The organism is Pseudodesulfovibrio aespoeensis Aspo-2, from assembly GCF_000176915.2.
Taxonomy (GTDB): Bacteria; Desulfobacterota; Desulfovibrionia; order Desulfovibrionales; family Desulfovibrionaceae; genus Pseudodesulfovibrio; species Pseudodesulfovibrio aespoeensis.
On the sequence record NC_014844.1, the window covers coordinates 3,109,248 to 3,133,342 of the forward strand.

The 24,095-nt window shown below is 63.9% G+C and carries 24 protein-coding genes and 1 pseudogene; 21 read left to right on the forward strand and 4 right to left on the reverse strand.

Annotation, left to right across the window (positions count from 1 at the left end; translation table 11 throughout):
- Positions 1-15: 15 nt before the first annotated feature.
- The 12 genes from DAES_RS14415 (at position 16) to DAES_RS14470 (ending at position 10,590) form a co-directional block, all read left to right on the forward strand.
- Entirely contained in the window at positions 16-234 is a 219-nt protein-coding gene (locus DAES_RS14415) for a hypothetical protein (protein ID WP_049776416.1), read from the forward strand.
- Positions 231-839 carry a flavodoxin family protein gene (locus DAES_RS14420; RefSeq protein ID WP_013515772.1) on the forward strand — a complete coding sequence of 203 codons (609 nt, stop codon included), beginning with the start codon at positions 231-233 and terminating at the stop codon, positions 837-839. Before DAES_RS14415 ends, DAES_RS14420 begins: the two co-directional genes overlap by 4 nt.
- Positions 840-845: 6 nt before the next feature.
- Complete coding sequence (locus tag DAES_RS14425) at positions 846-1,628, forward strand: ComF family protein (protein ID WP_013515773.1); 783 nt, start codon at positions 846-848, stop codon at positions 1,626-1,628.
- Positions 1,629-1,760: 132 nt separating this feature from the next.
- The gene (gene rplU, locus DAES_RS14430) at positions 1,761-2,072 is read left to right on the forward strand and encodes a 50S ribosomal protein L21 (RefSeq protein WP_013515774.1); all 312 of its coding nucleotides are present in this window, start codon (positions 1,761-1,763) and stop codon (positions 2,070-2,072) included.
- 19 nt (positions 2,073-2,091) lie between these two features.
- Complete coding sequence (rpmA, locus tag DAES_RS14435) at positions 2,092-2,361, forward strand: 50S ribosomal protein L27 (protein ID WP_013515775.1); 270 nt, start codon at positions 2,092-2,094, stop codon at positions 2,359-2,361.
- Positions 2,362-2,476: 115 nt separating this feature from the next.
- Positions 2,477-3,505: a GTPase ObgE gene (gene obgE, locus DAES_RS14440; RefSeq protein WP_013515776.1), complete on the forward strand. Its 1,029-nt coding sequence runs from the start codon at positions 2,477-2,479 to the stop codon at positions 3,503-3,505.
- Between the two features lie 81 nt (positions 3,506-3,586).
- Entirely contained in the window at positions 3,587-4,777 is a 1,191-nt protein-coding gene (gene proB, locus DAES_RS14445; RefSeq protein ID WP_013515777.1) for a glutamate 5-kinase, read from the forward strand.
- A gap of 11 nt (positions 4,778-4,788) precedes the next feature.
- A complete protein-coding gene (locus tag DAES_RS14450) occupies positions 4,789-5,946 on the forward strand; it encodes an MFS transporter (protein ID WP_013515778.1) in 1,158 nt (385 codons plus the stop codon).
- A gap of 9 nt (positions 5,947-5,955) precedes the next feature.
- Positions 5,956-6,918, forward strand: a complete 963-nt coding sequence (locus DAES_RS14455; RefSeq protein ID WP_013515779.1) for an Lcl C-terminal domain-containing protein — start codon at positions 5,956-5,958, stop codon at positions 6,916-6,918.
- Positions 6,919-7,750: 832 nt separating this feature from the next.
- Positions 7,751-8,626 (forward strand): acetylglutamate kinase, encoded by an 876-nt coding sequence (gene argB, locus DAES_RS14460; RefSeq protein WP_041271846.1) that lies wholly within the window; start codon positions 7,751-7,753, stop codon positions 8,624-8,626.
- Between the two features lie 19 nt (positions 8,627-8,645).
- A complete protein-coding gene (locus DAES_RS14465) occupies positions 8,646-9,053 on the forward strand; it encodes a bacteriohemerythrin (RefSeq protein WP_013515782.1) in 408 nt (135 codons plus the stop codon).
- Positions 9,054-9,333: 280 nt separating this feature from the next.
- Positions 9,334-10,590, forward strand: a complete 1,257-nt coding sequence (locus DAES_RS14470; RefSeq protein WP_013515783.1) for a molybdopterin molybdotransferase MoeA — start codon at positions 9,334-9,336, stop codon at positions 10,588-10,590.
- A 24-nt stretch (positions 10,591-10,614) separates the two neighbouring features.
- Here DAES_RS14470 and DAES_RS14475 read toward each other — a convergent pair whose 3' ends face one another.
- From DAES_RS14475 to DAES_RS14485, 3 genes are all read right to left on the reverse strand, one after another.
- Positions 10,615-11,598 (reverse strand): NADase-type glycan-binding domain-containing protein, encoded by a 984-nt coding sequence (locus DAES_RS14475; RefSeq protein WP_013515784.1) that lies wholly within the window; start codon positions 11,596-11,598, stop codon positions 10,615-10,617.
- Positions 11,599-11,717: 119 nt separating this feature from the next.
- A complete protein-coding gene (gene ahcY, locus DAES_RS14480; RefSeq protein ID WP_013515785.1) occupies positions 11,718-13,148 on the reverse strand; it encodes an adenosylhomocysteinase in 1,431 nt (476 codons plus the stop codon).
- Between the two features lie 27 nt (positions 13,149-13,175).
- Positions 13,176-14,087: an ArsR/SmtB family transcription factor gene (locus DAES_RS14485; protein WP_013515786.1), complete on the reverse strand. Its 912-nt coding sequence runs from the start codon at positions 14,085-14,087 to the stop codon at positions 13,176-13,178.
- 247 nt (positions 14,088-14,334) lie between these two features.
- Here DAES_RS14485 and DAES_RS14490 point away from each other — a divergent pair.
- The 7 genes and pseudogenes from DAES_RS14490 to DAES_RS17070 all read left to right on the forward strand — a co-directional run bounded on the left by DAES_RS14490 (position 14,335) and on the right by DAES_RS17070 (position 21,409).
- Positions 14,335-15,452: pseudogene (locus tag DAES_RS14490) on the forward strand (ISAs1 family transposase).
- 163 nt (positions 15,453-15,615) lie between these two features.
- Positions 15,616-16,329 carry a response regulator gene (locus tag DAES_RS14495; RefSeq protein ID WP_013515787.1) on the forward strand — a complete coding sequence of 238 codons (714 nt, stop codon included), beginning with the start codon at positions 15,616-15,618 and terminating at the stop codon, positions 16,327-16,329.
- A gap of 30 nt (positions 16,330-16,359) precedes the next feature.
- Complete coding sequence (locus DAES_RS14500) at positions 16,360-16,905, forward strand: peroxiredoxin family protein (protein WP_013515788.1); 546 nt, start codon at positions 16,360-16,362, stop codon at positions 16,903-16,905.
- Complete coding sequence (locus tag DAES_RS17065; RefSeq protein ID WP_013515789.1) at positions 16,905-18,659, forward strand: rhodanese-like domain-containing protein; 1,755 nt, start codon at positions 16,905-16,907, stop codon at positions 18,657-18,659. Before DAES_RS14500 ends, DAES_RS17065 begins: the two co-directional genes overlap by 1 nt.
- Positions 18,656-19,135 (forward strand): MauE/DoxX family redox-associated membrane protein, encoded by a 480-nt coding sequence (locus DAES_RS14510; RefSeq protein ID WP_013515790.1) that lies wholly within the window; start codon positions 18,656-18,658, stop codon positions 19,133-19,135. The genes DAES_RS17065 and DAES_RS14510 overlap by 4 nt, the downstream gene beginning before the upstream one ends.
- Positions 19,132-19,449 (forward strand): hypothetical protein, encoded by a 318-nt coding sequence (locus DAES_RS14515; protein WP_013515791.1) that lies wholly within the window; start codon positions 19,132-19,134, stop codon positions 19,447-19,449. Before DAES_RS14510 ends, DAES_RS14515 begins: the two co-directional genes overlap by 4 nt.
- 175 nt (positions 19,450-19,624) lie before the next feature.
- Positions 19,625-21,409 carry a sensor histidine kinase gene (locus tag DAES_RS17070; protein WP_013515792.1) on the forward strand — a complete coding sequence of 595 codons (1,785 nt, stop codon included), beginning with the start codon at positions 19,625-19,627 and terminating at the stop codon, positions 21,407-21,409.
- Positions 21,410-21,464: 55 nt separating this feature from the next.
- Here DAES_RS17070 and DAES_RS14525 read toward each other — a convergent pair whose 3' ends face one another.
- Complete coding sequence (locus DAES_RS14525; RefSeq protein ID WP_013515793.1) at positions 21,465-21,692, reverse strand: hypothetical protein; 228 nt, start codon at positions 21,690-21,692, stop codon at positions 21,465-21,467.
- Positions 21,693-21,792: 100 nt separating this feature from the next.
- On the opposite strand from DAES_RS14525, the gene DAES_RS14530 reads away from it, so the two are divergent.
- Together DAES_RS14530 and DAES_RS17075 are read left to right on the forward strand one after the other, a co-directional pair.
- Complete coding sequence (locus tag DAES_RS14530; RefSeq protein WP_157864873.1) at positions 21,793-22,104, forward strand: FAD-dependent oxidoreductase; 312 nt, start codon at positions 21,793-21,795, stop codon at positions 22,102-22,104.
- Positions 22,105-22,284: 180 nt separating this feature from the next.
- Positions 22,285-24,057, forward strand: coding sequence for an FG-GAP-like repeat-containing protein (locus DAES_RS17075; RefSeq protein ID WP_157864874.1), 1,773 nt, complete (start codon positions 22,285-22,287; stop codon positions 24,055-24,057).
- Positions 24,058-24,095 lie beyond the last annotated feature (38 nt).

Here is a 24,095-nt window from a genome sequence, read left to right on the forward strand (position 1 = left end):
GACAAGTGTTGAGGGGTGGGACTGGAGGTAGGTTGGTACCTCCGTTTCGCCCGAACGGACCGGATCGAGGCCCTGGTCTGCCCCAAGGGGGTGCCCCAGGTGCGTCACGAGATGCACAGCCATCCGGGCTGGTCCCTTGAGGTCGAGGAACGCGGCGATCATGCCCTCACGCGCATGACCCGCCTCAAGCCGGTATACGCCGGAGAGGACGCACCCGCGAGCGGGAAGGAATGATGACAAGCAGAGCCGTGATCTACGCATGCAGCCACCGCCGGGGCGGCAACTCGGACCGCGCCGCCCAGTGGCTGGCCGCCGGGGTGCGCGAGGCGGGCGGGCAGGCCGACATCCTGTATGTGCGCGACCACGAGGTGCGCCCCTGTCTGGCCTGCGGCTATTGCGACGAGCCGGGCGGGCGGCGCGGGCGCGACCTGTGCGTGCTCGGCCCTGGCGACGCGGCCTGGGATCTCTTCGAACCATTGCTCACAGCCAGGGCCGTGCTCTTTGCCTCGCCCATCTACTTCTACCATCTGCCCTCCATGTTCAAGACCTGGATCGATCGGAGCCAGCAGTTCTGGGCCGCCAGGGCCGAAGGAGCCCCGTGGCTCACGGAGCTCCCCCGGCGCACGGCCAGGGCCGTGTTCCTGGCCGGACGGCCCAGGGGCGACAAGCTCTTCGAGGGCGCGACTGTGACGCTCAAATATTTCCTGCACAATTTCGCCATGCCCCTTGACGAGCCGCTCGCCTTTCGCGGCGTGGACGAGCCGGACGACCTGACGGGCCGGACCGAGCGCGAGGCCATCACCGGGCTGGGCCGACACGCCTGGGAAGAGGCCTCCTAGACCGCAGTGCGCGACCTCCTGACCCGCATCGCCCGATTGACCGGACTGGCCGGTGCGCGCTGCCCTGTCTGCTCGGCCCTGACCAGCGGCGGCGACACTCCACTCTGCCCGGCCTGCGCCCTGGCGTTGCGCCCGCGCACCCGCGGTTGCTGCGCCCTGTGCGGCGACATGTTCGGCGATGGGAACGAGCCTGGCGGCAGGAAGGAACAAGGCGTCGAGAACCAGCCCGACCACGCCCAACCGGACACCGTCTGCGGCGAGTGCCGCCTCGACCCGCCGCCGTGGGACCGGCTCCACTTCCACGGCGCGTACTCCGGCCCGCTGCGCGACCTGATCATCGACTACAAGTTCCACGGCGGCCTGCACCGCACCCGGCTGCTGGTATCCCTGGCCGTCGAGGCCCAGGGACGCGGCGCAGCAGGCCCTCCCGACCTCATCCTGCCCGTGCCGCTGCATCCCCGGCGGCTGCTGTGGCGCGGCTACAACCAGAGCACCGAGCTGGCGCGCGGCCTTGGCCGCGCCCTGCAAAGGCCCGTGCCGTCCAATGCCCTGGTGCGCACGCGCAACACCGTGCCCCAACTCTCCCTGGACATGCACCAGCGGCGCGAGAACATCCGGGACGCCTTTGCCGCAAACCCCGCCCAGGTGGCCGGACGCTCCATCCTGCTGGTGGACGACGTGTACACCACCGGCGCGACCCTGACCGAATGCGCCCGGACCCTGCGCCGGGCCGGAGCCGCCGGGCTCAGCGTCCTGGTCCTGGCCCGCGCCCGGCGCGAGCCTGACTGAGCAGGCAATGCGGAACAACCCCTGAAACCAGCCGGCCATGAGAGAAAAACGCAAAAAAGCAGCGGATGGGGCTTGACTTCACCCCCCGGTTGCGGCTAGCTTGCCTCCTCTTACGAATTGGAGGTTCCAACTATGTTCGCTATCATCGAGACCGGCGGGAAACAGTACCGCGTTGAAGAAGGTCTTGAACTCAATGTAGATTTGCTCAAGGCCGAAACCGGCGACAACTTGAGCATCGATTCCGTTCTCCTGATCGACAAGGACGGCGAGACCAAAATCGGCGAGCCTTTTGTTCAGGGTGCGAAAGTCGAGTGTGAAGTCCTTGGTCACGCCCGCGGCAAGAAGATTGTGGTCTTCCACAAGCTTGCCAAGAAGGACTCCCGGAAGACCCAGGGTCACCGGCAGGACTACACCAAAATCAAAGTCAAATCCATCACGGCCTAGCGCCTGAAGGGAGGATGTCATGGCTCACAAGAAAGCTGGTGGTAGTTCCAGAAACGGGCGCGACAGCGCCGGACAAAGACGCGGCGTGAAGCGCTTTGGCGGTCAGGAAGTCCTGGCCGGCAACATCCTCGTGCGTCAGCTCGGCACCAAGTTTCATCCCGGCGATGGCGTCGGCATGGGCAGGGACTACACCCTGTTCGCCCTGGTCGACGGCGTCGTCAAGTTCGAGAAATACACGCGCCAGAGGGTCGTCAAGACCCGCGTGCTCGTGGTGCCCGCTGAAGCGTAGCCCCAAAGAGACCGACACATCCGGGCAGGGGACGCCATGTGCGCTCCCTGCCCGTTTTTTGCGTTGTCCCGGAGCGGGCGTGCCGCCCAGCGGCGAGCGGGTAAGGAGTTAGTGTATGCGATTTGTTGACGAGGCGACCATCCTGGTGCGGTCGGGCAAGGGCGGCAACGGCTGCGCCAGCCTGCACCGCGAGGCCAACGTGCCCAAGGGCGGCCCGGACGGCGGCGACGGCGGACGGGGCGGCGACGTGATTTTTCGCGGCACGGTCCGGCTCATGTCGCTCTACGACTTCCGCCTGCACCGCCACTACTATGCCAAGAACGGCCAGTCCGGCATGGGCCGCGACCGCTACGGCAAGGCCGCGCCCACCCTCATGGTGGACCTGCCGGTCGGCACCCTGGTCTACGAGATGGTCGAGCTTGAAGACGGCTCCATCCAGGAAAAGCTCATCGCCGACCTCGTGGAGGACGGCACCGAAGTCGTCATCTGCAAGGGCGGCGACGGCGGGCGGGGCAACCTGCACTTCAAGTCGTCGGTCAACCGCACCCCCCGCTTTGCCGAGCCCGGCTGGCCCGGCGAGGAAAAACAGATCCGCCTGGAGCTGAAGATCCTGGCCGATGTCGGTCTGCTCGGCCTGCCCAACGCGGGCAAGTCCACCTTCATCTCCCAAGTCTCGGCGGCCAAGCCCAAGATCGCGGCCTACCCCTTCACCACCCTGCACCCCAACCTCGGCGTGATCGAGAACGACGAATTCGAGCGCATGGTCATCGCCGACATCCCCGGCCTCATCGAGGGTGCCAGCGCAGGCCTCGGCCTGGGCATCACCTTTCTCAAGCATGTGGAGCGCACCCGCTTCCTCGTCCACATCCTGGCCGCCGAGGACCTGAACCGGGACAACCCGGCGGACGGGTACGACATGCTCAACCAGGAGCTGCACGAATACAGCCCGGAACTGGCCCAAAAAACCCAGATCAGGGTCATCAACAAGATCGACACCCTGGGCGATGACGAGCTGGCAGAAATCAGAAGCAAGGTGGAAGGGACCGGGCAGAAAGTCTTCTTCATCTCCGCCCTGACCGGCCAGGGCGTGGACAAGCTGGTGGCCGAAATGTGGCGCACCCTGGCCTTCATTGACGGCAAATAGGCAGCACCCCCGCCCATTCCCTGCGCATTCTCCGCCCATCCTGCTTGCCACCCGACGGGGTGATGCTGTACCGTGCGCTCCATGACGAATTCCCCTGCGGCAATAGAATCCCCTGTGGACAGAAAAGCCCTGCTGGCCCATGTCAAACGGGTGGTGGTCAAGGTGGGCAGCGCCGTGCTGACCACCAGCGACGGCCTCAACCCCGCCGCCATCAGCCGGCTGGCGGCCCAGCTTTCGGCCCTGCGCGACCGGGGGCTTGATGTGGTCCTGGTCTCGTCGGGCGCAGTGGCCGCAGGCCGCCAGCGCATCCGCGAGCGCACCTCGAAGCTCACCTCGAAACACAACAAATGCTCCACCGACCTGCCCGCGCGCCAGGCTGCCTCGGCCATCGGCCAGGGGCGGCTCATGCACGACTACGACGAGGCCTTTGCCGCGCACGGCAGGATCACGGCCCAGGTGCTGCTCACCCGCAGCGGCCTCAAGGACCGCGAGCGCTTCCTCAATGCGCGCAACACCCTTGAGCGGCTGCTCGAATGGGGCGTCATCCCGATCATCAACGAAAACGACACCGTGTCCGTCAAGGAGCTTGAATTCGGCGACAACGACACCCTGGGGGCCATGTGCCTCGGGCTGATCGGGGCCGACCTGTTCATCAACCTGACCAGCGCGGACGGCGTGTACGACAGGAATCCGGAGACCAACCCGGACGCCCGGCCCATGCCCTGCATCGAGGCCATCGCGGCCCTGGACATCGAGGCCATGTGCGACGGCAAGACCAGCGTGGGCACAGGCGGCATGTACTCCAAGCTGCGGGCGGCCCGGCGCGCGGCCCAGCTGGGCGTGCCCACCCTCATCGTCTCGGGCCGGGGCGAGTTCGACCTGCCAGCCGTGCTGGACGGCCAGGAGCGCGGCACCCTGGTGCTGCCCGAGGACCGGACCGTGTCCAGCAAGAAATTCTGGCTCGCCTACCACGACGATCCTTCCGGGGCCATCATGGTGGACCGGGGCGCGGCCAGCGCCCTGGTGGCCAAGGGCAAATCCCTGCTGCCCATCGGCGTGCGCGGGGTGGAGGGATGCTTTGCGCGCGGCGCGCTGGTGTTCATCAAGACCCTGGAAGGCGACGCGCTTGGCGTCGGGCTGACCAATTTCTCGTCCGCCGAGCTCGACCGCATCAAGGGGCTGCGCACCTCGGAGCTGGCCCGCGCCATCGGCCCGGTCAGCTTTGACGAGGCCGTGCACCGCGACAACATGCTGCTCGACGCGGCCATCTAGCCGGGACCATTTTGCGACGACTCTATCTCGACAAGAATCTCCAGCTCGTCTTCGGCGTCACGCTGATGGCGATTCTCGGCGTATCGAGCATCATCCCAGCCCTGCCCGACATGATCACCGGGCTTGGCATCTCCCCGGTCCACATCGGGCTGGTCATTTCGGCCTTCACCCTGCCCGGCGCGCTCTTTGCCCCGCTGGTGGGCATCCTGGCCGACAGGCTGGGCCGCAAGGCGGTCCTCGTGCCCGGCCTGTTCATCTTCGGCGTGTTCGGCTTTGCCTGCTTCTTTGCCGAGAACATCGAGCAACTCCTGGTCCTGCGCTTTTGCCAGGGCATCGGCGCGTCGCCTCTGGGCGTGCTCTACGGCACCATCATCGGCGATCTCTACCAGGGCCGCGACCGGGGCAGGGCCATGGGCTACAACGCCTCGGTGCTGTCCATGGGCACTGCGGGCTTTCCGGCCATCGGCGGCGTGCTGGCCATGCTCGGCTGGCAATACCCCTTCATCCTGCCGCTCCTGGCCATCCCCCTGGGGCTGACGGTCCTCGCCCGCCTGGACGCGCCCGAGCCCAAAAGCTCCGGCAGCTTCGGCGAGTACCTCGCCGGGGCCTGGGTCCGCATCAAGACCCGGCAGGTGCTCGCCCTGTTCGCCACCACCCTGATGACCTTCATGGTCCTCTACGGACCGATCATCACCTACCTGCCCATTCTGCTCAGCCACAAGTTCCAGGCCTCGCCCCTGATGATCGGCCTGATCTTCCTGATCGCCTCGGGCTTCTCGGGCATAGCCTCGTTCCTGCTCGGTCCGCTGGCCGAGCGGTTCGGCCAGCGCAGGCTGCTCATGGCCTCGGCCCTGTTCTACATGCTCTCCATGGTCCTGACCCCAGACGCGCCCGGCCTGTGGCACGTCATCCCGCCGGTCATCTGTTTCGGCCTGGGCCAGGGGCTCAACATCCCGACAGTCATGACCATGCTGGCCGGGATCGCGCCCATGGAGCAGCGCGGCGCGTTCATGGCCGCCAACGGGCTGCTCCTGCGGCTGGCCCAGACCCTGGCCCCCCTGCTCATGGGCGGTCTCTACGCCCTCTACGGCATGACCGGCGTGTTCCTGGGCGGCCTGGCCTGCGCAGTCTCCATCCTGCTCCTGGCAATTTTCCTCGTTCAGGAATAACATGCGGGCATGATCCGCCCTCCACTCCCCACCGGGCAGACCTTCTGCGCCGATGCGTCCGGCGCGGCCATCCCCTGCCAAGAGACCGGCCAGGACGCCGAGTTCTTTGCCCAGGCCGCGCCCGGCCCGGACCGCTTCGCCCCATCTGAACACACCGTGCTGGACCGGCTCACCGGCCTGACCTGGCTGCGCGACGCCAATGCGCCGGGCTTTCCCCTCGCCTGGCAGGAGGCCCTGGACTTCATCGACACCATGAACCAGCGCGGCCATTACGGACACCGCGACTGGCGCATGCCTGACCGGCGCGAGCTCTTCAGCCTCATCTCCTTTGATCACGCCAACCCGGCGCTGGCCGAAGGCCATCCCTTTGCCAACGTGTTCAGCGGCTGGTACTGGACCGCCACCAGGTCGGCCATGCATCCGGCCCAGGCGTGGCATGTCCAGCTCTCCGGGGGGCGGATGTTCTGGGGCACCCGGACCGGCTTCGAGCTGGTCTGGCCCGTGCGCGGCGCCAGTCCCGCGCTGCCAGTCACAGGCGCGGACGATGTTGTCAACGCGCCCTGGCCGAAGCCGCGCTATACCAGACAGGGACCAGCCGTGCTGGACGCCCTGACCGGGCTGACCTGGACCGCGTCCGCCGACCTGACCCGCGGCCCCACGGGGTGGAGCGACGCCTTTGCCGCCATTGCCCAGCTCAACCGGGACCGGCTCGCCGACATTGCCCACTGGCGGCTGCCCACCATCCGCGAGCTGGAATCCCTGATCGATGCCTCGCGCCATTCACCGGCCCTGCCGCAGGATCACCCCTTCGACCACCCCCGCGAGGCGTATTGGTCGTCCACCAACAGCGCGTTTGAGCACGACTGGGCCATGTGCCTGTATCTGCACAAGGGGGCCGTGGGGGTGGCCTACAAGGGCGATGGGGGGTTTCATGTCTGGGGGGTGGCCTCGGGCGTGGATGTGGGCGGATGATGAAGACTGTTGGAGAATCGAGGGGGGATTCCGCTAATCTTTTGCCGCATGTCTGCCGATAAGAGGGGCAAAGGGAGGTGGTCCATGTCTATCCGGTCGCGATTGCAGCACAGGTTGAATCCATTGCATGTTTACTGTCGCCTGCGTTGCATGGGGGTGGGCCACAGCCCGGCAAAAGCGGTGTCATACTGCTATGAACGGATGCTCTATCGGTTGGTGCTGGCTTGAGAGATGAGGAAGAAAGAGGGATACGGAAGCCGCCTGCGGCGGCATGTAGAACCGCAAAGGGTTTCGCTCCTCCGTCGCGACTTACTTTTGGGCCAAAGCGGCCAAAAGTAAGCAAAAACCGCTTTTTAAGAGTCTGTGATCGGGGCTCCCGCATCGCGCGCCAGTAGCATCGACCCGCTGGCGAAACAGTTGGGAGCGGTCGAAGACTCCGCTCCCGCCGGGTTTCGCCCAAGACGCGGCCCGACGCAACTGGCGCTGCGACGCTCCCGCCCATTGTCCGGCTGGCGAAGGGAAGGCGGAGATGGCGTGTCCGGGCAGGACAGTAAGAAGTGAACGGGGGTTTTCCTTTGAATTGAACCTCTGCCGCATGCAATGGCGCGGGCCTGTCCATCCCGAAAGGGTGGGCAGGCCCATGCCATTACATGCGGCTCTTACCGCCGGAGGCTCGCCTGGGGTCCAGGGCAGCGCCCTGGCCGCCGGAGGCATTTCCCTGGCTGTTGACAGAGGCGCGCGGTTGGTGGAGAATCCGGCACAATAATCCGGGCATCCCGGTCATTTCCGCAGGAGCGTGCCAGTGAAGAAAGAATCCATCAGCGAGCGGGACATGAAGCGGTATCAGCTTCAGGCCAGGTCCATCATCGAGACATTGCCGTTCATTTCGGAATTTTACGGCAAGACCATTGTCATCAAGTATGGCGGCAACGCGATGATTGATGAGAGTTTGAAGCGGGCGTTTGCGCTCAACATCATCCTGCTCAAGTATATCGGGATCAATCCGGTGGTGGTGCATGGCGGCGGGCCGCAGATAGGCAAGATGCTCAAGGCGCTCAACATCGAGTCGCATTTTCGCGAGGGGTACCGGGTCACGGACGACGCCACCATGGACGTGGTGGAGATGGTGCTGGTTGGCAAGGTCAACAAGGAGATCGTCAACCTGATCAATCTGCACGGCGGGCGCGCGGTAGGTCTTTCGGGCAAGGACGGCATGCTGATCATGGCCGAGCCCAAGGAACTGACCGTGGAAAAGAAGGACGCCCCGCCTGAGATCATCGACCTGGGCAAGGTGGGCGAGGTGCGCGAGGTGAACATCGCGCTCATCACCTCGCTGCAACGCGATGGGTTCATCCCGGTCATCGCGCCGGTGGGCGTGGACGACGAGGGCAACACATACAACATCAACGCGGATTCCGTGGCCGGGGCTGTGGCTGCCGCCCTTGGGGCCAAGCGGCTGCACCTGCTGACCGATGTGCCGGGGTTGCTGGACACGGACGGCAGCCTCATTTCGTCGCTGACCACGCGCGAGGCGTTCGAGGCCATCGAGTCGGGCGTGGTTACGGGCGGCATGATTCCCAAGATCAAGTGCTGCATCGAGGCCGTGGCCGAGGTGGAGAAGGCGGCCATCCTTGATGGCCGGGTCGAGAACTGCATTCTTTTGGAGTTGTTCACGAAATCAGGGATTGGAACCGAAGTCATCAAGTAGGCTTCACAGGAGTTGCCCGATGTCCTACCCCGACTGGACCGACGTGCTCGACATAGGGTTGCCGATTCTCGACGACCAGCACAAGCAGCTCCTGGCTGTGGCCGACGATCTGCTGAACGCCATCGCCCGCGACGAGGGCGAGGCAGCGCTCAAGGACACCTTTGAACGGCTCAAGGCGTATACCCGGTACCACTTCAAGGAGGAAGAGGCGTACATGACGCGGATCGGGTATCCCGGCCAGAGCGAGCACTCGGCGGAGCATGTGTTGCTGCTGATCCGGGTGAACACCTTGTGGCGGCTCATCGAATCGGGCCAGATCGTGTCACCCAAGGGCATCTCCCTGTTCATCAATGACTGGATCGTGGAGCACATCATGCACAAGGACGCGATGATCGGCGAATACGCCAGGGCGTTGCGCCAACCCTAGCAGGTCGTCAAAAAATCAGAACATGCAGGCTGTTCAAAAATGTTCAGTGCTAGGCGCGAAAAAAGGTCAAGGCCGAAGTGTACTTTTAGTACGTGAGGATTTGACCTTTTTGAAGCAACGCAGCAATCGGATGTTTTTCAACAGTCTGCTAGCGGTGCCGGACCTGCGGCAAAAGGGCAGGCCTTGCCAGAGCCCGGCCCTGCCGGTAGCGTGCATTCCACATGCCTGATCACGGGGGGTCCGCCGGATGCCCATGAAGACACAAGGGGGTCACCCGAGCATGAGCCAGCCTAACACGCCCCACGGATTTTTCACCATCATCAGCCGCCCCAGGTTCGAGGAGCTGCTCCGGCAGTTCCCGCCCCTTGAGAGCGAGCAATGCGGTCTGTCCGAATCCTCGGGCCGGGTACTGACCGAGGATCTGATCGCCGAACACGACTGGCCCCTGCTCGACCGCTCGTGCATGGACGGTTTTGCCGTCAACGCGCGGGATGCCTTTGGCGCGAGCGAAACCAACCCCGCGTATCTGGAATGCACGGCCACCCTGTCCATCGACGTGGTGCCGGACACCCCGCTCGGTCCGGGGGAATGCGCCAGGATACCCACGGGCGGCGTGCTGCCCGAGGGTGCGGACGCGGTGATCATGATCGAACACACCGGCGAGATGGACGGCACAACCATTGAGGTGCGCAAGAGCGCGGCTCCGGGCGAGAACGTCATGCTGCGCGGCGAGGACGCCCGCCAGGGACAGATCGCTCTGGCGCGGGGCACGGTCATGCGTCCGCAGGAGATCGGGCTGGCCGCGGCGCTCGGCTTTCAGGAGATGGCTCTGGGCAGGCGTCCGCGCGTGGGCATAGTGTCCACGGGCGATGAGCTGGTCGGCGTCAGGCAGATGCCCCGGCCCGGCCAGGTGCGCGACGTGAACAGCCACACCGTGGCCGCGCTGGTGGCCCAGGCGGGCGGCATCCCGGTGCACTACGGGCTGGTCAGGGACGAGTTGGAGAGCCTGACCGAGGCGCTGACCAAGGCCGTGGCCGAAACCGACGTGGTGCTGCTCTCAGGCGGCAGCTCCATCGGGGTGCGCGACCTGACAGTGGCGGCCCTGGAGGAACTGGGCGACTCGGCCATCCTGGCCCACGGCGTGGCCTTGAGCCCAGGCAAGCCGACCATCCTGGGCCGCGCCTCTGGCAAGCCGGCCATCGGCCTGCCGGGTCAGGTGACCTCGGCCCTGGTGGTCATGCATGTGCTCATCCTGCCGCTGCTGCGCCACTTGCAGGGCGACCGCAACGCCTTTGACACCACGCTGCGGCCCGTGCTCCAGGCCGAGCTGGCCCGCAACGTGGCCTCCAAGCCGGGCCGCGAGGACTATGTGCGCATCAGGCTTGAGCCGCGCGCAGGCGCGCTGCCGCTGGCCCATCCCGTGCTGGGCAAGTCGGGCCTCTTGCGGACCATGCTCCAGGCCCACGGGCTGGCCACAATCCCTGCCGAATCCGAAGGGCTGGACCAGGGACGGTTGATTGATGTGTGGATCGTGTAATCAGCTGGAATAAAATAGGAAGGATTAATAGCCGTCCTGTCCATCCAGTTCGACGATCTTCCACCCCTCCGGATCCTTGACCACCACGAAGACCGAATCCTCATCCAGATTCCTGTCCAGGTTCGCCACCTTGACGCGGTAGGCGCCAAAGACGCGGACCTCGGCGAAGTTGCCCTCGCTGCGGACCATCTCGAATCCGAGGCCCGAGGTGTCCACCTCCGCAGTGCGCAGGGTGCGCAGGGTGCCGAGCTGACGCTGGGTCTCCTTGAAGACCTCGAACTGAAAATCGTTGCGGTCGCGCACATCCGCGGCAAAGAGCTCGGCAAAATCGTCGGCCAGAGTCGTCTGCCTGACGTAGAACTCGCGCAGCAGCGCGATGAGCGGCTCGGGCACGGCAGCGGCGGGGTCTGACGGGGGCGGGGCTGCCAGCCGCGCGGGGTCCGGCACGTCGCGCTCCGACTCGCCGCCGGGCGCGGCCATGAGCGAGAGGTAGAGCTTGATTTCGGACACGGCCAGCTTGACCTTGGCCGTCAATTCACCTTTGGGAAAGACCTCGTCCACCACGATGCGCAGGGATTTGTAAGGCCTGCCGCTGCACTCGACCAACTGCTCGCCCGGCTCGTCGCGCAGCCAGAACCGCGTCTCGGTGCCGTCCGGGTAGAGCACCCGGCCAGAGCGGATGCGCCGGTACTCCTGAAACAGCCCCTCGCCCTGATGGCCGTTGTAGATGCCCAGCCGCTCCACGCGCGTGGGCAGCCCGAAGATCAGGTCGATCCACTGGCCCACACCCGGCCCGATTCCGCCGCTGACCCAGGCCGTGGCCGGATTGTCGTCCAGCAGATTTTCAGGCGCGTGGGGCAGGCCGAAATCCACCTTGACGCTCGACACCTTGACGGTCACGTCAAGGGCGCTGGCAACGGACGGCCAGAGGAGCATGGCCAGCAGGAGGACCAGGGCCGGAACATGGGCCCGGAACAAGACGAAATTGGCGGTGCGCGTATGATGCATGACAGGGTTCCTAGCACATTCCGGGCCGGGCCGCCTCCACCAAAATGCGGGGGCCGCGACAGGGGCCGCACGCGGAAAGGGGGCCGTTGGCCCCCTGCATTCCACGATCATTGGTGCTTCTAGTATCTGTAGTGGTCGGGCTTGTACGGGCCTTCGATCGCAACGCCGAGGTAGTCGGCCTGCTTTTTGGTCAGCGTTTCGAGCTTGACGCCCAGGCGCTCCAGGTGCAGCCGGGCCACTTCCTCGTCCAGCTTCTTGGGCAGGATCATGACCTTGGGCTCGTAGTCGTTCTTGGCCAGGTCGAGCTGGGCCAGCACCTGGTTGGTGAAGGAGTTGGACATGACAAAGCTGGGGTGGCCGGTGGCGCAGCCCAGGTTGACCAGCCGTCCCTCGGCCAGGACGATGAGCGACTTGCCCGAGGGCAGGGTCCATTTGTCCACCTGCGGCTTGACGGTCTTCTTGACCGCCTTGGGGTTCTTCTCCAGGTGTGCCATCTCGATCTCGGAATCGAAGTGACCGATGTTGCACAGGATCGCCTCGTCCTTCATGGCGTCCATGTGCGCGCCGGTGATGACGTGGTAGTTGCCGGTGCAGGTGACGAAGATGTCGCCCTGGGGCGCGGCCTCGGCCATGGTGAGGACCTGATAGCCCTCCATGGCGGCCTGCAGGGCGCAGATGGGATCAATCTCGGTGATCAGCACGCGCGCGCCGAAACCGCGCATGGACTGGGCGCACCCCTTGCCCACATCGCCGTAGCCCACCACGACCACCACCTTGCCCGCCACCATCACGTCCGTGGCGCGCTTGAGGCCGTCGGCCAGGGACTCGCGGCAGCCGTAGAGGTTGTCGAACTTGGACTTGGTGACCGAGTCGTTGACGTTGATGGCCGCAAAGAGCAGCTCGCCCGCGCGCTGCATCTCGTAGAGACGGTGCACGCCGGTAGTGGTCTCCTCGGACACGCCGCGGATCTTTTTGGCGATGGCGGTCCATTTGCCGGGGTTGGCCGCAAGGCCCGCCTTGAGACGGTCCATGATGATCTGGAACTCGTGAACATCGTACTGCTTGTCGCACAGGCTCGGGTCGGCCTCGACCTTGACGCCCTGGTGGACCATGAGGGTGGCGTCGCCGCCGTCGTCCACGATCAGGTCAGGGCCGCTGCCGTCGGGCCAGGTCAGGGCCTGCTCGGTGCACCACCAGTAGTCCTCCAGGGTCTCGCCCTTCCAGGCAAAGACCTTGGCCATGCCAGACAGGGCGATGGCCGCAGCCGCGTGGTCCTGGGTCGAGAAGATGTTGCAGGACGCCCAGCGGATGTCCGCGCCCAGTTCATAGAGGCACTTGATGAGCATGGCGGTCTGGATGGTCATGTGCAGCGAGCCCATGACCTTGAAGCCCGCAAGGGGTTTCTCCGTGCCGTGTTTTTCGATCAGGGACATGAGGCCCGGCATCTCGCGCTCGGAGAGTTGCATCTCCATGAGGCCCCACTCGGCCAGGGACATGTCGGCGACCTTGTGGTCGCAGGCGGGATCGACGGGCATGACGTTCTTGGACATTGAATCCTCCAAATAAGGGGTTGGTTGCTATTTTTTCTCGGCCTCGTAGACGACGACGACAAGGCCCATGTTGACGGTGAACTTGGTCACCCCGGTGACATTGAACCGGGCCTGATCGAGCCAGTCGAGCATCTTCTGGCTGGGGATGCCGAGCCTGCGGTCGCCGTATTCGGTGCGCATCAGCTCGTTGGCGTGGCGCTCGAACTCGGCGATGATCAGCCTGCCTCCGGTCTTGAGCACGCGCCCGGCCTCGCGGATGGCGTCCAGCGGCCTGGGCAGGTGGTGGAGCACCAGGGACATGACCGCACAGTCCGCCTCCCAGTCGCGCAGGGGCAGGTGGGTCAGCTCGCCGATGCGCAGGCTCATGCTGGCGTCGCCGGAGAACCGCTCCTCGGCCAGTTCGAGCATCTTGGGCGAGTTGTCCACGCCGATGACCACATCGGCAGAGGCGGCCAGGATAGCCAGCATGTCGCCCGGCCCGCAGCCCAGGTCCGCGGCGCAGGCGCATCGGGGCAGCCGGGCCTGGATCTCGCGCCCCAGCTCGATCTCGCCCAGCACCTCGGCGGTCATGCGGTCCCAGTCCGGGGCGATGTCGTCAAAGAACTGCCGGGTGGCCGCGGTGCGCTCCCGGATGACCTTGACGGCCACGTTGCGGTCCCGCTTGAGCGCGTTCTCGCCCGCCATGAGCGGGGCCACGCCGTCCAGGAACTCGCGCCCGTTGCCGCTCTCGCTGGCCCGGTAGAAGGCCCACAGGCCATCGCGCCGCACTTCCACCAGCCCGGAATCCGACAATATCTTGAGGTGACGCGATATGCGCGACTGCCCCATGCCCATGACCTGCACGATCTCGCCCACGTTCAATTCATATTCGAGAAGAACGTTGACCAGCCTGGCCCGGGTTTCGTCAGACAATGCTTTGCAATACTTTATTATTTCCATTTTTGCCCTTATATCAGGATATCTTGATATATGGAATATCCGTTTCCTAGCCCAAGAATTGGAGAGCGTCAAGCAGAAAGGGGAAAGACCGCAGGGCTGACGCATCTCAGGATCGCGTCTGACGCGTTTTTGTCGGTTAAGTGCCTCCTGACTTCATTTATTCGTTTGACTCAAATGCCATGTGTCAAAGCATTCATAATGATTTTAGTCTGATATAGTGTATGGTGCACTCCAAAAGGGAGTGCAGATGCCAAATTGCGACAAGTCGTTGATCACCCATCTGTCCATTGTCAAAGACCCGCGAATTGACAGGACAAAAAAACATAACCTTATTGACATACTGGTCATTGCCGTTTGCGCAGTTATTGCCAATGCTGAGGGGTGGGAGGATATAGAATGCTTTGGAATAACGAGGGAAAAATGGCTGAAAACATTTCTTGAGCTTCCAAATGGCATTCCATCCCACGACACGTTTGCGCGCGTCTTTGCCAGACTGGAGCCCATCGAATTGCAACAAGCGCTGTCGAGTTGGCTTTCGGCCCTACAGATCGAAATGCGCGGCAAAGTTGTGGCGTTTGATGGAAAGACGGTGCGGCGATCGTTCGATAGGGCAACGCAAAAAACTCTCTTCATTTGGTCAACGCATGGCTTTCACAGGACAACCTTATCCTTGGCCAAGTGAAAGTGGATGACAAGTCGAATGAAATTACTGCAATCCCCAAGCTGCTTGAAATGCTGCATCTTGAAGGTGCAATTGTCACCATTGATGCCATGGGGTGCCAAAAAGCCATAGCCAAGCAGATCGGATCAAAAAAAGCCGACTATGTGCTTGCCGTAAAACAGAACCAGCCAGAACTTTATGAATATATTGATCTTTTGTTTAACGAGTCCAAGGTCAATACATCTTTGCTACATCAGACGCGCCGGACAATCGATTCCGGCCATGGCCGAATCGAAACCCGTGAATACAGCACCATTGTGGGTGACGATCTTCTGGCAGGAATAACAGGGTGGGACAATCTCAATGCCATCGGCATGGTTGAATCAAAACGCGAAGTTGGCAACACCATATCGAATGAAAAAAGATATTTCATCATGAGTATCAACGGGCACGCTCAACGTTTCGGCGATGCCGTCCGTGAGCACTGGGGGATAGAAAACACAGTCCATTGGGTGCTTGATGTCAGTTTCGGCGAGGACCAAAGTCGTATACGAAAGGATAATTCGCCGGAAAACCTCTCAATGTTGAGGAAAATAGCGCTCAATTGTGTGAAACAAGAGTCTACGAAAACCAGCATGAAGAGAAAGCGCAAAATGGCTGGCTGGGACAACTCGTTTCTTATCAAGGTGCTGACTGGAAATTAGATGCGGTTGCCCTGGGAAAGACCGGCTGGGCGGCCAGTCCGGGCGGCACCGACGCTCCAGTGGCAGGAGCGCGCCAGCAAGTGTCAGTGAGAACTGGACACGAACGAGTTTTCTGCCATAGACTGAATCCGAGACACGACCGAGCAAACAGCGAGGAGAGTCAATGCCTCTTAAAATACTGGTCATCGACGACGAACGCCCCACCCTGTCCATGTTCAAGCTCTTCCTTGATGCTTACGGGTTCGAGGTCTACACGGCGGAAAACGGCGACCAGGGCATTGAGCTCTTTTGCGAGCACAACATGCCCATCGTCCTGACCGACATCAAGATGCCGGGCATGGACGGGCTCGAGGTGCTGCGGCGGATCAAGGAGATATCCCCCAAGACTGAGGTCATCATCATCACCGGCCACGGCGACATGGATCTGGCCATCAAGGCGCTGGGCCTTGACGCCACGGACTTCATCAACAAGCCCATCCAGCAGCGCAGCCTCGACGCCGCCCTCAAGCGCGCCCAGGAGCGCATCCAGCTCTCGCAGAGCCGGGACGAGAGCTTCCTGGTCAGACACCTGGACGGCATCGGCGTCATCGAAATCAAGGGAACGGTCAACTCCGGTTCCGAGGAGTCGCTGCGCACCGCCTTTGCCTCGGCCAGAGCCGACTCGGGCAAACTGGTCCTCTCCTTTTCCGAGAACACCTCCATCAACGGCGCGGGCATCGCCCTGCTGACCCAGCTCCTGCTCGACTGTCGCAAGGACGGAACGCCGGTGGCTATGGCCGGACTGTCCAGCAACTTCACGAAAGTCCTGACCATGGTGGGCATGACCACCCTGGCAACGCTCTGCGAGACCGAAGCAGACGCCCTCAGAGCCGTCTGAACAAAACGCCCTGCAAGGAGACCTATCCCCATGAGACACCGCACCCTGCCCTTCCTGCTCCTGGCGCTGTCCCTGGCGCTGTCCTGGGCCGCGCCCGCCTGGGCGGAGCTGCCCAAGGTCGGGGACACCCTGCCCAGCTTTGCCATCGCGCCCTTTGCCGTCGAGGCCGACGCGGCGGAGCTGGGGCTGTCCCAAAACGCGCCCTTCACCATCGCCGACATCCCAACTCCATACATTCTCCTTGAAATCATCGGGGTCTACTGCCCCATCTGTCACGAGATGTCGCCCCAGCTCACCCGACTGACCAAGCGGCTGAAGCGGGCCGGGCTCGACACGCGCATCACCCTGCTCGGCATTGCCGCCGGGGGCACGCCCATGGAGGTGCAGTATATCCGCCAGCGAGAATACGCCTTCCCGGTCTCGCCTGACACGGACTATGCGATCTACGACCTGCTCGACAAGCCCAAGACGCCCTTCACCATGATCGTGGACAAGCAGGGCACGGTCCGCTACGCCCACCGGGGCATGATCCCGGACATGGATGCACTCTTCAGAATCATACAAGAATTGGAATAATGAACAGGGATCGCCCCAAGCCAACCGCCCCGGACGCGCCTCCGGACACCGCCGAACACGGGCAGTCCCGGGAGTTCGAGCGCCGGATGTTCCACCTCAGGACCCTGTTTGAAGCGTCCATGGAGTTGTCGGTTCCGGCTGACCCCAGGACGACCCTCAGACGGTTCCTGCCCATCGCCATGGGGCCGCTGGGCCTGACCTTCGGCTTTGCCGCCCTGGTCGGGCCGGACCGGCTGCAGATGGAGAGCCTGGGCCTTGAGCCAGCCACCAGAGAGCGGTATGAACGGGCCGGGGCCGGGCTGGTGGAAAAGTTCTTTCCCGACAGGGACCCGGCCACCCCGCAGCCGCGCCCCACGGTTCTGGCGGGCCAGCATCTGGCCAGCGACCCCAACCTCCCGGCAGGGACCAGCGCCGTGGTCGCCATCCAGATCGACGAGTCCGACTGCGCCATCCTGGTCCTTGGCCCGAAACTCACCGGCACCCCTTACGGCGAGGACGAGATCGAGCTCCTCCAAGGACTGACCGCCAACCTCTCCATAGCGCTCAAACGGGCCTGCGCCGACGAGCGCGTCAGCCGCCTCAACGCCGATCTCAGGGACAGGAACCTGCGCATGGAGCAAGGTCTTGAGAGCGTGAAACAGGCACGCGAGGAACTCGGCCATCACGCCTTCAGGCTCCAGACCCTGTACGAGACGACCCTGGAGCTTTCGAGCCTGAACAACCCGGAGGCCATCCTCAATGCCTTTCTGCTCACGGTCATGGGCACCTTCTCCTATTCCACCGGCTGGATAGCCCTGTACGGCCCGGAGTCCGCACGGGCCGACATCGCCTATCGCGGCCCGGATCCGGGCGAACACGCCGCCCTGGCCGCCCCGGCCGGACGCGAGCAGGTGCTGGCCCGGTTCGTGGACCTCAAGGACAGGATGCCCCAGGCCAACCAGTCCATACTCCTGGACGACGCCCAAGCCGTGTCCAACCTGCCCGCGCCCGCAGAGCTGGGCATGCTTTTCTCGCTCGACGACGAATGGCACGGCGCCATCGGGCTCGGCTCGCCCCTGTCCCCCAAGCCCATGACCCAGGAGATGCGCCAGCTCCTGAGCTCCCTGATGGGCACCTTCATCGTCACCCTGGGCAATGCCAAGCACTGCCAACTCATCCACGGGCTGAACACCGCCTTGAGCACGCGCAACGCCGAACTCCAGGCAACCCTCGACGCGCTGACCACGGCCAGGCAGGAAGTCACCATCCAGACCGAGGCCAAGGAGCGCATCATCGGGCTGGTCCACGGCGAGGTGGAGCGGGTCTGGCGCGCGTCCTGGCGCGATGTCTGCCTGATCATCCTGGCCGGGATCGTCCTGGGCGCGCTCTTCAACGCCACCAGCCCAAGCGGCGTCGAGCTGGTCCCGCAGGCCCTGTTCGAGCCGCCCCCGGCCATGATCGACGCCAGGCAGGCCCACCGCATGGCCCAAAGCGGCGAGGCCGTGCTCATCGACGCCCGGCCTGCGGACTTTCACCAGCAACAGGCCATCCAGGACTCGATCAACCTGCCCAAGGACCTGTTCGACTTCGTCTATTCCATGAAGCTCGCCGCCATGGACCCGGAGACCACCCTGCTCGTCTACGGACGCACCATCAGCCGACACTACGACGCCGAGGTGGCACGCGAACTGCGTATGCTCGGGCACAGCAATGTCCTGGTCATCGAGGGCGGCCTTGCGGCCTGGGAAGCGGCGGGATACGAGGTGACCCCATGATCGCCCTGCTCAAGCGAATAGTGACCCATCCGTGGCTGGCCCTGGCCTTTCGCCTCTACATCGGCGGCCTGTTCGTCTACGCGGCCATGTACAAGATCAACTACACCGCCGAATTCAGCGAGACCATTGCCTCATACCGGCTCGTGCCCTACTGGGCGGTCAACGCCCTGGCCGTGTTCATGCCCTGGACCGAGATCATCTGCGGCGCGCTGCTCATCCTCGGCGTGCGGGTCAAGTCCGCCGCGGCCATCATCACGGCCATGCTCGGCGTTTTCACCCTGGCCATCGTCGTCAACCTGTTCCGGGACGCACCCATCAGCTGCGGCTGCTTCAAGACCATCGAAGACCCCATCAGCTGGTGGACCGTGCTGCGCGACCTGTCCTGGATCGCCATGACGCTCCACGTCTTCCGCAACGACTCGGCCTTCCAGACGGATCAACTCTTCCTTGGCAAGCTCGGGAGGATCGAATCATGACACTGCGCACGGCACTGCCCTGGCTGCTGCTCCTGCTCCTGACTCTGGCCGCCTGCGCCCCGGACAGAGGCGAGGCCGTGGGCAGCTATGTGGCCGACACCGAGGACACCGAAATCGTCCTGACCCTCAACGACAACGGACGCGGCACCTGGAGCACGGACACGGACGAAATCCCCTTCAAGTGGTCCCTGCCCAAGGCCGGACAGCTGTGGCTGCACACCAGGGAGGGCGGCGTGATCCAGGGCCGCATCGAGGACAGGCGCGTGACCATCACCCTGCCCGGCGTGGGGGAACTGGTGTTCGAACGCCGGTAGCGGCCTGACCGTTATCAGGCCGCCGTTGCGGGCCGTCATGCGGAACGCCATGGCGATTCCGTTTCACAACCCGGCCAAATTGCTGTATGCCTGGGACAAAAGCCGGGCCTGTTCGACCAAGAGATCGACACGGGACACCGCCCCGGACGCACGACCGTCCGGGTGGAGACGCGCCATGTTCCTCATTGTCCTGTGTTCGACCCTTCTCCAGTTCGCGGCAGGCTTCTTCGCGTTCAAGCTCATTGTCGATGCCGGGAAAAAATGGGCCTGGACCCTGCTCTCTGCAGGCATCTTCACCATGGCCTTCCGCCGCGCCTACTCCCTGGTTGGCGTCTATCTCGGTCATGAAGTCCCCTCGCTCTCCTACGAGGTGATCGGCCTGATCATCTCGATCCTGGTTTTTGGCGGCGTCCTCCTGATCGGCCCCCTGATCCGGGCCATGCGCCATGTGGCCGAAAAACTGGCCGAGAGCGAGGAGCGCTACCGGACTGTGGCCGAGTTCACCTTTGACTGGGAATACTGGCTCGCCCCGGACGGCTCCTTTGTCTTTGTCTCCCCGGCCTGCGAGCGGATCACCGGGTACACCTGCCAGGAGTTCATGGACGACCCGGCTCTGTTCGCGGATCTGGTCCATCCCGACCACAAGGAGGAGTTCCTCAAGCGCACCGCGACCTTCGACGCCCTGCGCAAACCCGCGAGCTTCGACCTTCGGATCATTGACAGGCAGGGTCTGGAACACTGGGTAGCCCACAGCAGCCTGCCGGTTTTCTCGAAAAAAGGCGTGTTCCTCGGCACGCGCGGCTCGATCAGGAACATCGACCCCCGCAAGCAGCTTGAGGAAGAACTCAGAAGCAGCCGGGCCGTCTACGAGAGCATGGTCCAGAACGCGCGCTGCCTTGTCCTGCGCCTGGACCGGGACGGGGCCGTCACCTTTGCCAACCGGTACGCCGAGGAGCACTTCGAGCGGCGAGGCCCGACGCTGATCGGGCTGCCCATCACCGAACTGCTCGCCCCCAAAGACACGTCAGGGCCGGACATGGCTGAGAACAACGCCCTGCTCTCCGAACTGGGCCGGACCATCGCCGCGGGCGAACGCCTGGATTTCGAGTGCGAGAGCGTGGGACTGGCCGGGAACCACTTCTGGGCGGAGTGGGTCAACAGCCCGGTCGCAGACGTCCACGGCGAGGCCAGGGAATTCGTCTGCGTGGGCATCGACGTGACCCGGCGCAAGGCCCTGAGCAAGCTCAAGGAGGATGTGACGCGCATCGTGCGCCACGACCTCAAATCGCCGCTGTCAGGCATCATCGGCATCCCGCGCATCATCCGGCAGGCCGACAACATCACCCCGAGACAGGCCGAAATGCTCCAGGCCGTGGAAGACGCCGGAACCATGATGCTCGCCCTCATCAACCAATCCCTGGAAATGTACAAACTGGAGACGGGAACCTACGAGTTCCGCTTCGAGGAGTTCGACCTGCCCGCCCTGCTGCGCGAGGTCATCCGCAACACCCAGATGGGCAGGGAGCGGCCTGTTCCGGTGACCCTGACGCTGGACGGGCGCGACATCGACGACCAGCAGCCTGTCCTGCTCCATGCCGAGCGCCCCCTGATCTACACCATGCTCGGCAACCTCATCAAGAACGCCGTGGAGGCGAGCGAGGACAAGCCTGTTTCCGTAGACATAGGCATGGATCGCGACTGCCGCATCAGCATCAGCAACGCGGGTCTGGTTCCGCTCTCCATACAGCCGAGATTTTTTGAGAAATATGCCACAGAAGGGAAACGCGGCGGCACTGGACTCGGCACCTACAGCGCACGGCTGGTGGCCGAAAAACACGGCGGTTCCATCGCCATGTGTTCGGCCCCGGACACCGGCACCACGGTCTCGGTCAGAATCCCGCGCGAACAGCCGGACTCGGCCACGGCCCGACTCCGGCATTCTGAAAATCAATCAGGATAGCATGATCTCAATGGAAGGCGGCCCCAACCAATGAGCAAGGTTCCTTCCGCCTGACTCAGACGAGCTGGCGGACCTGGACTTGCCCGTCACCCGCGTCGCAGCGCAGGTCGTCCAAGGCTCCGGCCTTGAACAGGATATCCGCACATTTGGCGCAGTAGTGGTGGCCCTCCTGCGATCGGGCGGCAGTGGCGATGTCCCGGATGGGGGCGAAGCAGACGGAGCAATGACGCTCCACTGCCAGGAAACAGCGATCAGGGCTTTCGACAACTTGCTGGAATTTCATGTCAAATCCTCCAAGATGCATCTGAGCCAGGAGAATGCCCCCTGACGCGGAACGAACAATATCCCATTTTTCAGAAACTTCTGTGACAAACAGGTGACAATTGCAATCTTTGCCGCGCGGCCAGGGCAGGCCGTCGCGGCCAAGGCTGCCCTCGCGCCAGGAGCAACGGGCCTTGACGGCCTCCCGCGCCTTGCCTCCCCTTTGCAATGGAAGAATCCTGACGGAACACAACGGCCAAAGCGTCGCGGACGGCTCCACCACCGAGCTGGAAGTGGACGGCGCGTTCGTGGCCATCGGACAGGTGGCGGCCACGAATCTGGCCAAGAGCCTGGGCGTGGCCCTGCGCGAGGACGGCTTCGTGGCCATGGACACGGCCATGAGCGCCTTCGAGGACATCAGCCGCCCCTCCTGAAATGAGCGGGACTGACGGCGGGACGCGGCAGGCGCACCGCCTGCGGGAGGCCCGGCGCAGCGAGCCGGGCGGGGTCTGGTCGCCATGCCCTTTGACTTTTTCCTGCCAATGTTGTTAGACGGATGCGATCGTTGACCGGAAGACCAGTCCATTCATCATGGAGGATGAGTGACCCACGCCATGCCAAACCACGAAGCAGATCCGTCCGACCAGGAATCCGCGCCCGGCGGACCCGACACCGGCCCGCCCGCCAAAGGCGAGCCGGGGCCGCTGTTCATCTTCCCGCTGGACGACGGCAGGCAGCACCTGATCACCTTCCAGGACATGGACCAGGACGGCGACAAGGACATTGTCGTCGCCGTCCCCGGCAGCCCCGCCTACTGGATCGAGAACACGCTGGGCACGGAAGCCGAGACGCTGTTCACGGACTCCTTCTTCGCCTTCACCGCGCCCACAGCCCTGGCCGCCGGGGATCTCAACAACAACGGGCGGCCCGATCTGGTGATCGGCCACCGGGACGGGCTCAAGATCTTCCACAACGACGGCGACTGGAGCGAGGAATCCGTCCGGGTGCGCCTCGACCATCCGCAGGCCATTGTCATTGCGGACGTGGACAACGACGGCCATGCCGACATCATCATCCGCGACAGCCGGGAACTGGTGCTGCTCAAGGGGCAATCCGGCATGTTCGGAGTCCAGGCCATGAGCTGGCCCAACCTGGGCGGCAGCTCGCTCCTGGCCGTGGGCAACTTCGACTTTTCCAACACGACCCTTGAGCTGCTGACCACCCACGGGAAAACCGGCGCGCTCGTCATGATCACCCATAACGCCACCAGTTGGCAGGCCTTCCAGACCATCCACGAGACCGCCGTGGTCACCGTGCGCGTGCAGGACATCAACAACGACGGCCTGGACGACGTGTATGTCGAGGACACCCAGGGCCGCGAGGCCTGGCTCATCAGCGACGGCGCGGGCAACTTCGCGACCCAGGAGGTTGCCGATCCGGTCCAGGAGGCGGGCACCGGGTTGCGCGGCCCGGTCTTCAACGTGAACGGGACCACAAGCGGGAATACCAGCGAAACCGTTCCGCTCAAGTCCCTGGGCCTGACAAGCGCAAGCGGCAAGCTCGGCTCGTTTCTTCTTGCCAAAACAGCAAAGCCGGACCCCGCCTTCGACTTCGACGCCGAGCCAGATCCCGAAACAGACCCGGACAACACGATGGATCATTCGGCAAGCAAGGTCGCCGTGAAATTAGCCCTGTCCGGCAACAGCCCCGCCAACGCCGTGGGGTCGTCCTTTGGCGACCGCATCACGGGCGACGCCCGGGCCAACACCATCCTGGGCGGCAACGGCAACGACTGGCTCGACGGCCAGGACGGCAACGACACCCTTGTCGGCGGCAGCGGCCACGACTGGCTCCTGGGCGGCAACGGCAACGACCTGCTGCTCGGCGGGGACGGCAACGACTTACTCTTCGGCGACGCAGGCAGCGACCAGCTCTACGGCGGCAACGGCGACGACATCCTCTTTGGCGGCAACGGCAACGACACGCTCCTTGGCGGCAACGGCGGCGACATCCTCTTTGGCGGCAACGGCGACGACGTGTTGTGCGGCGGCCTGGGCCACGACATCCTCGTGGGCGGCAAGGGGAGCGATACCTTTCACTACTCCTCTCCCGACGAGGGCGGCGACCTGATCACCGGCTTCACACAGGGCGAGGATGTCCTTCAATTCGCCTTTGGCTCCAAATCACTGCACACGGTCCACGAACCCTACGGAGGAACCCTGGCCGGTGCGGGCGAATCCTTTGTCTGGGAAACCACCGACCCCGGTTCGGGCAAGCTCTACTACGACCCGGACACCTCGCTGGCCGGGGACGAAATCCTCATCGCCGAAATCGGACTGACCGACCCGGAAAGCACCCTGACCATCGACGACATCACCCTGGTCTAGGCCGCCCCCAAGGGCTCCTGGCACCAAACGCCTCTGTC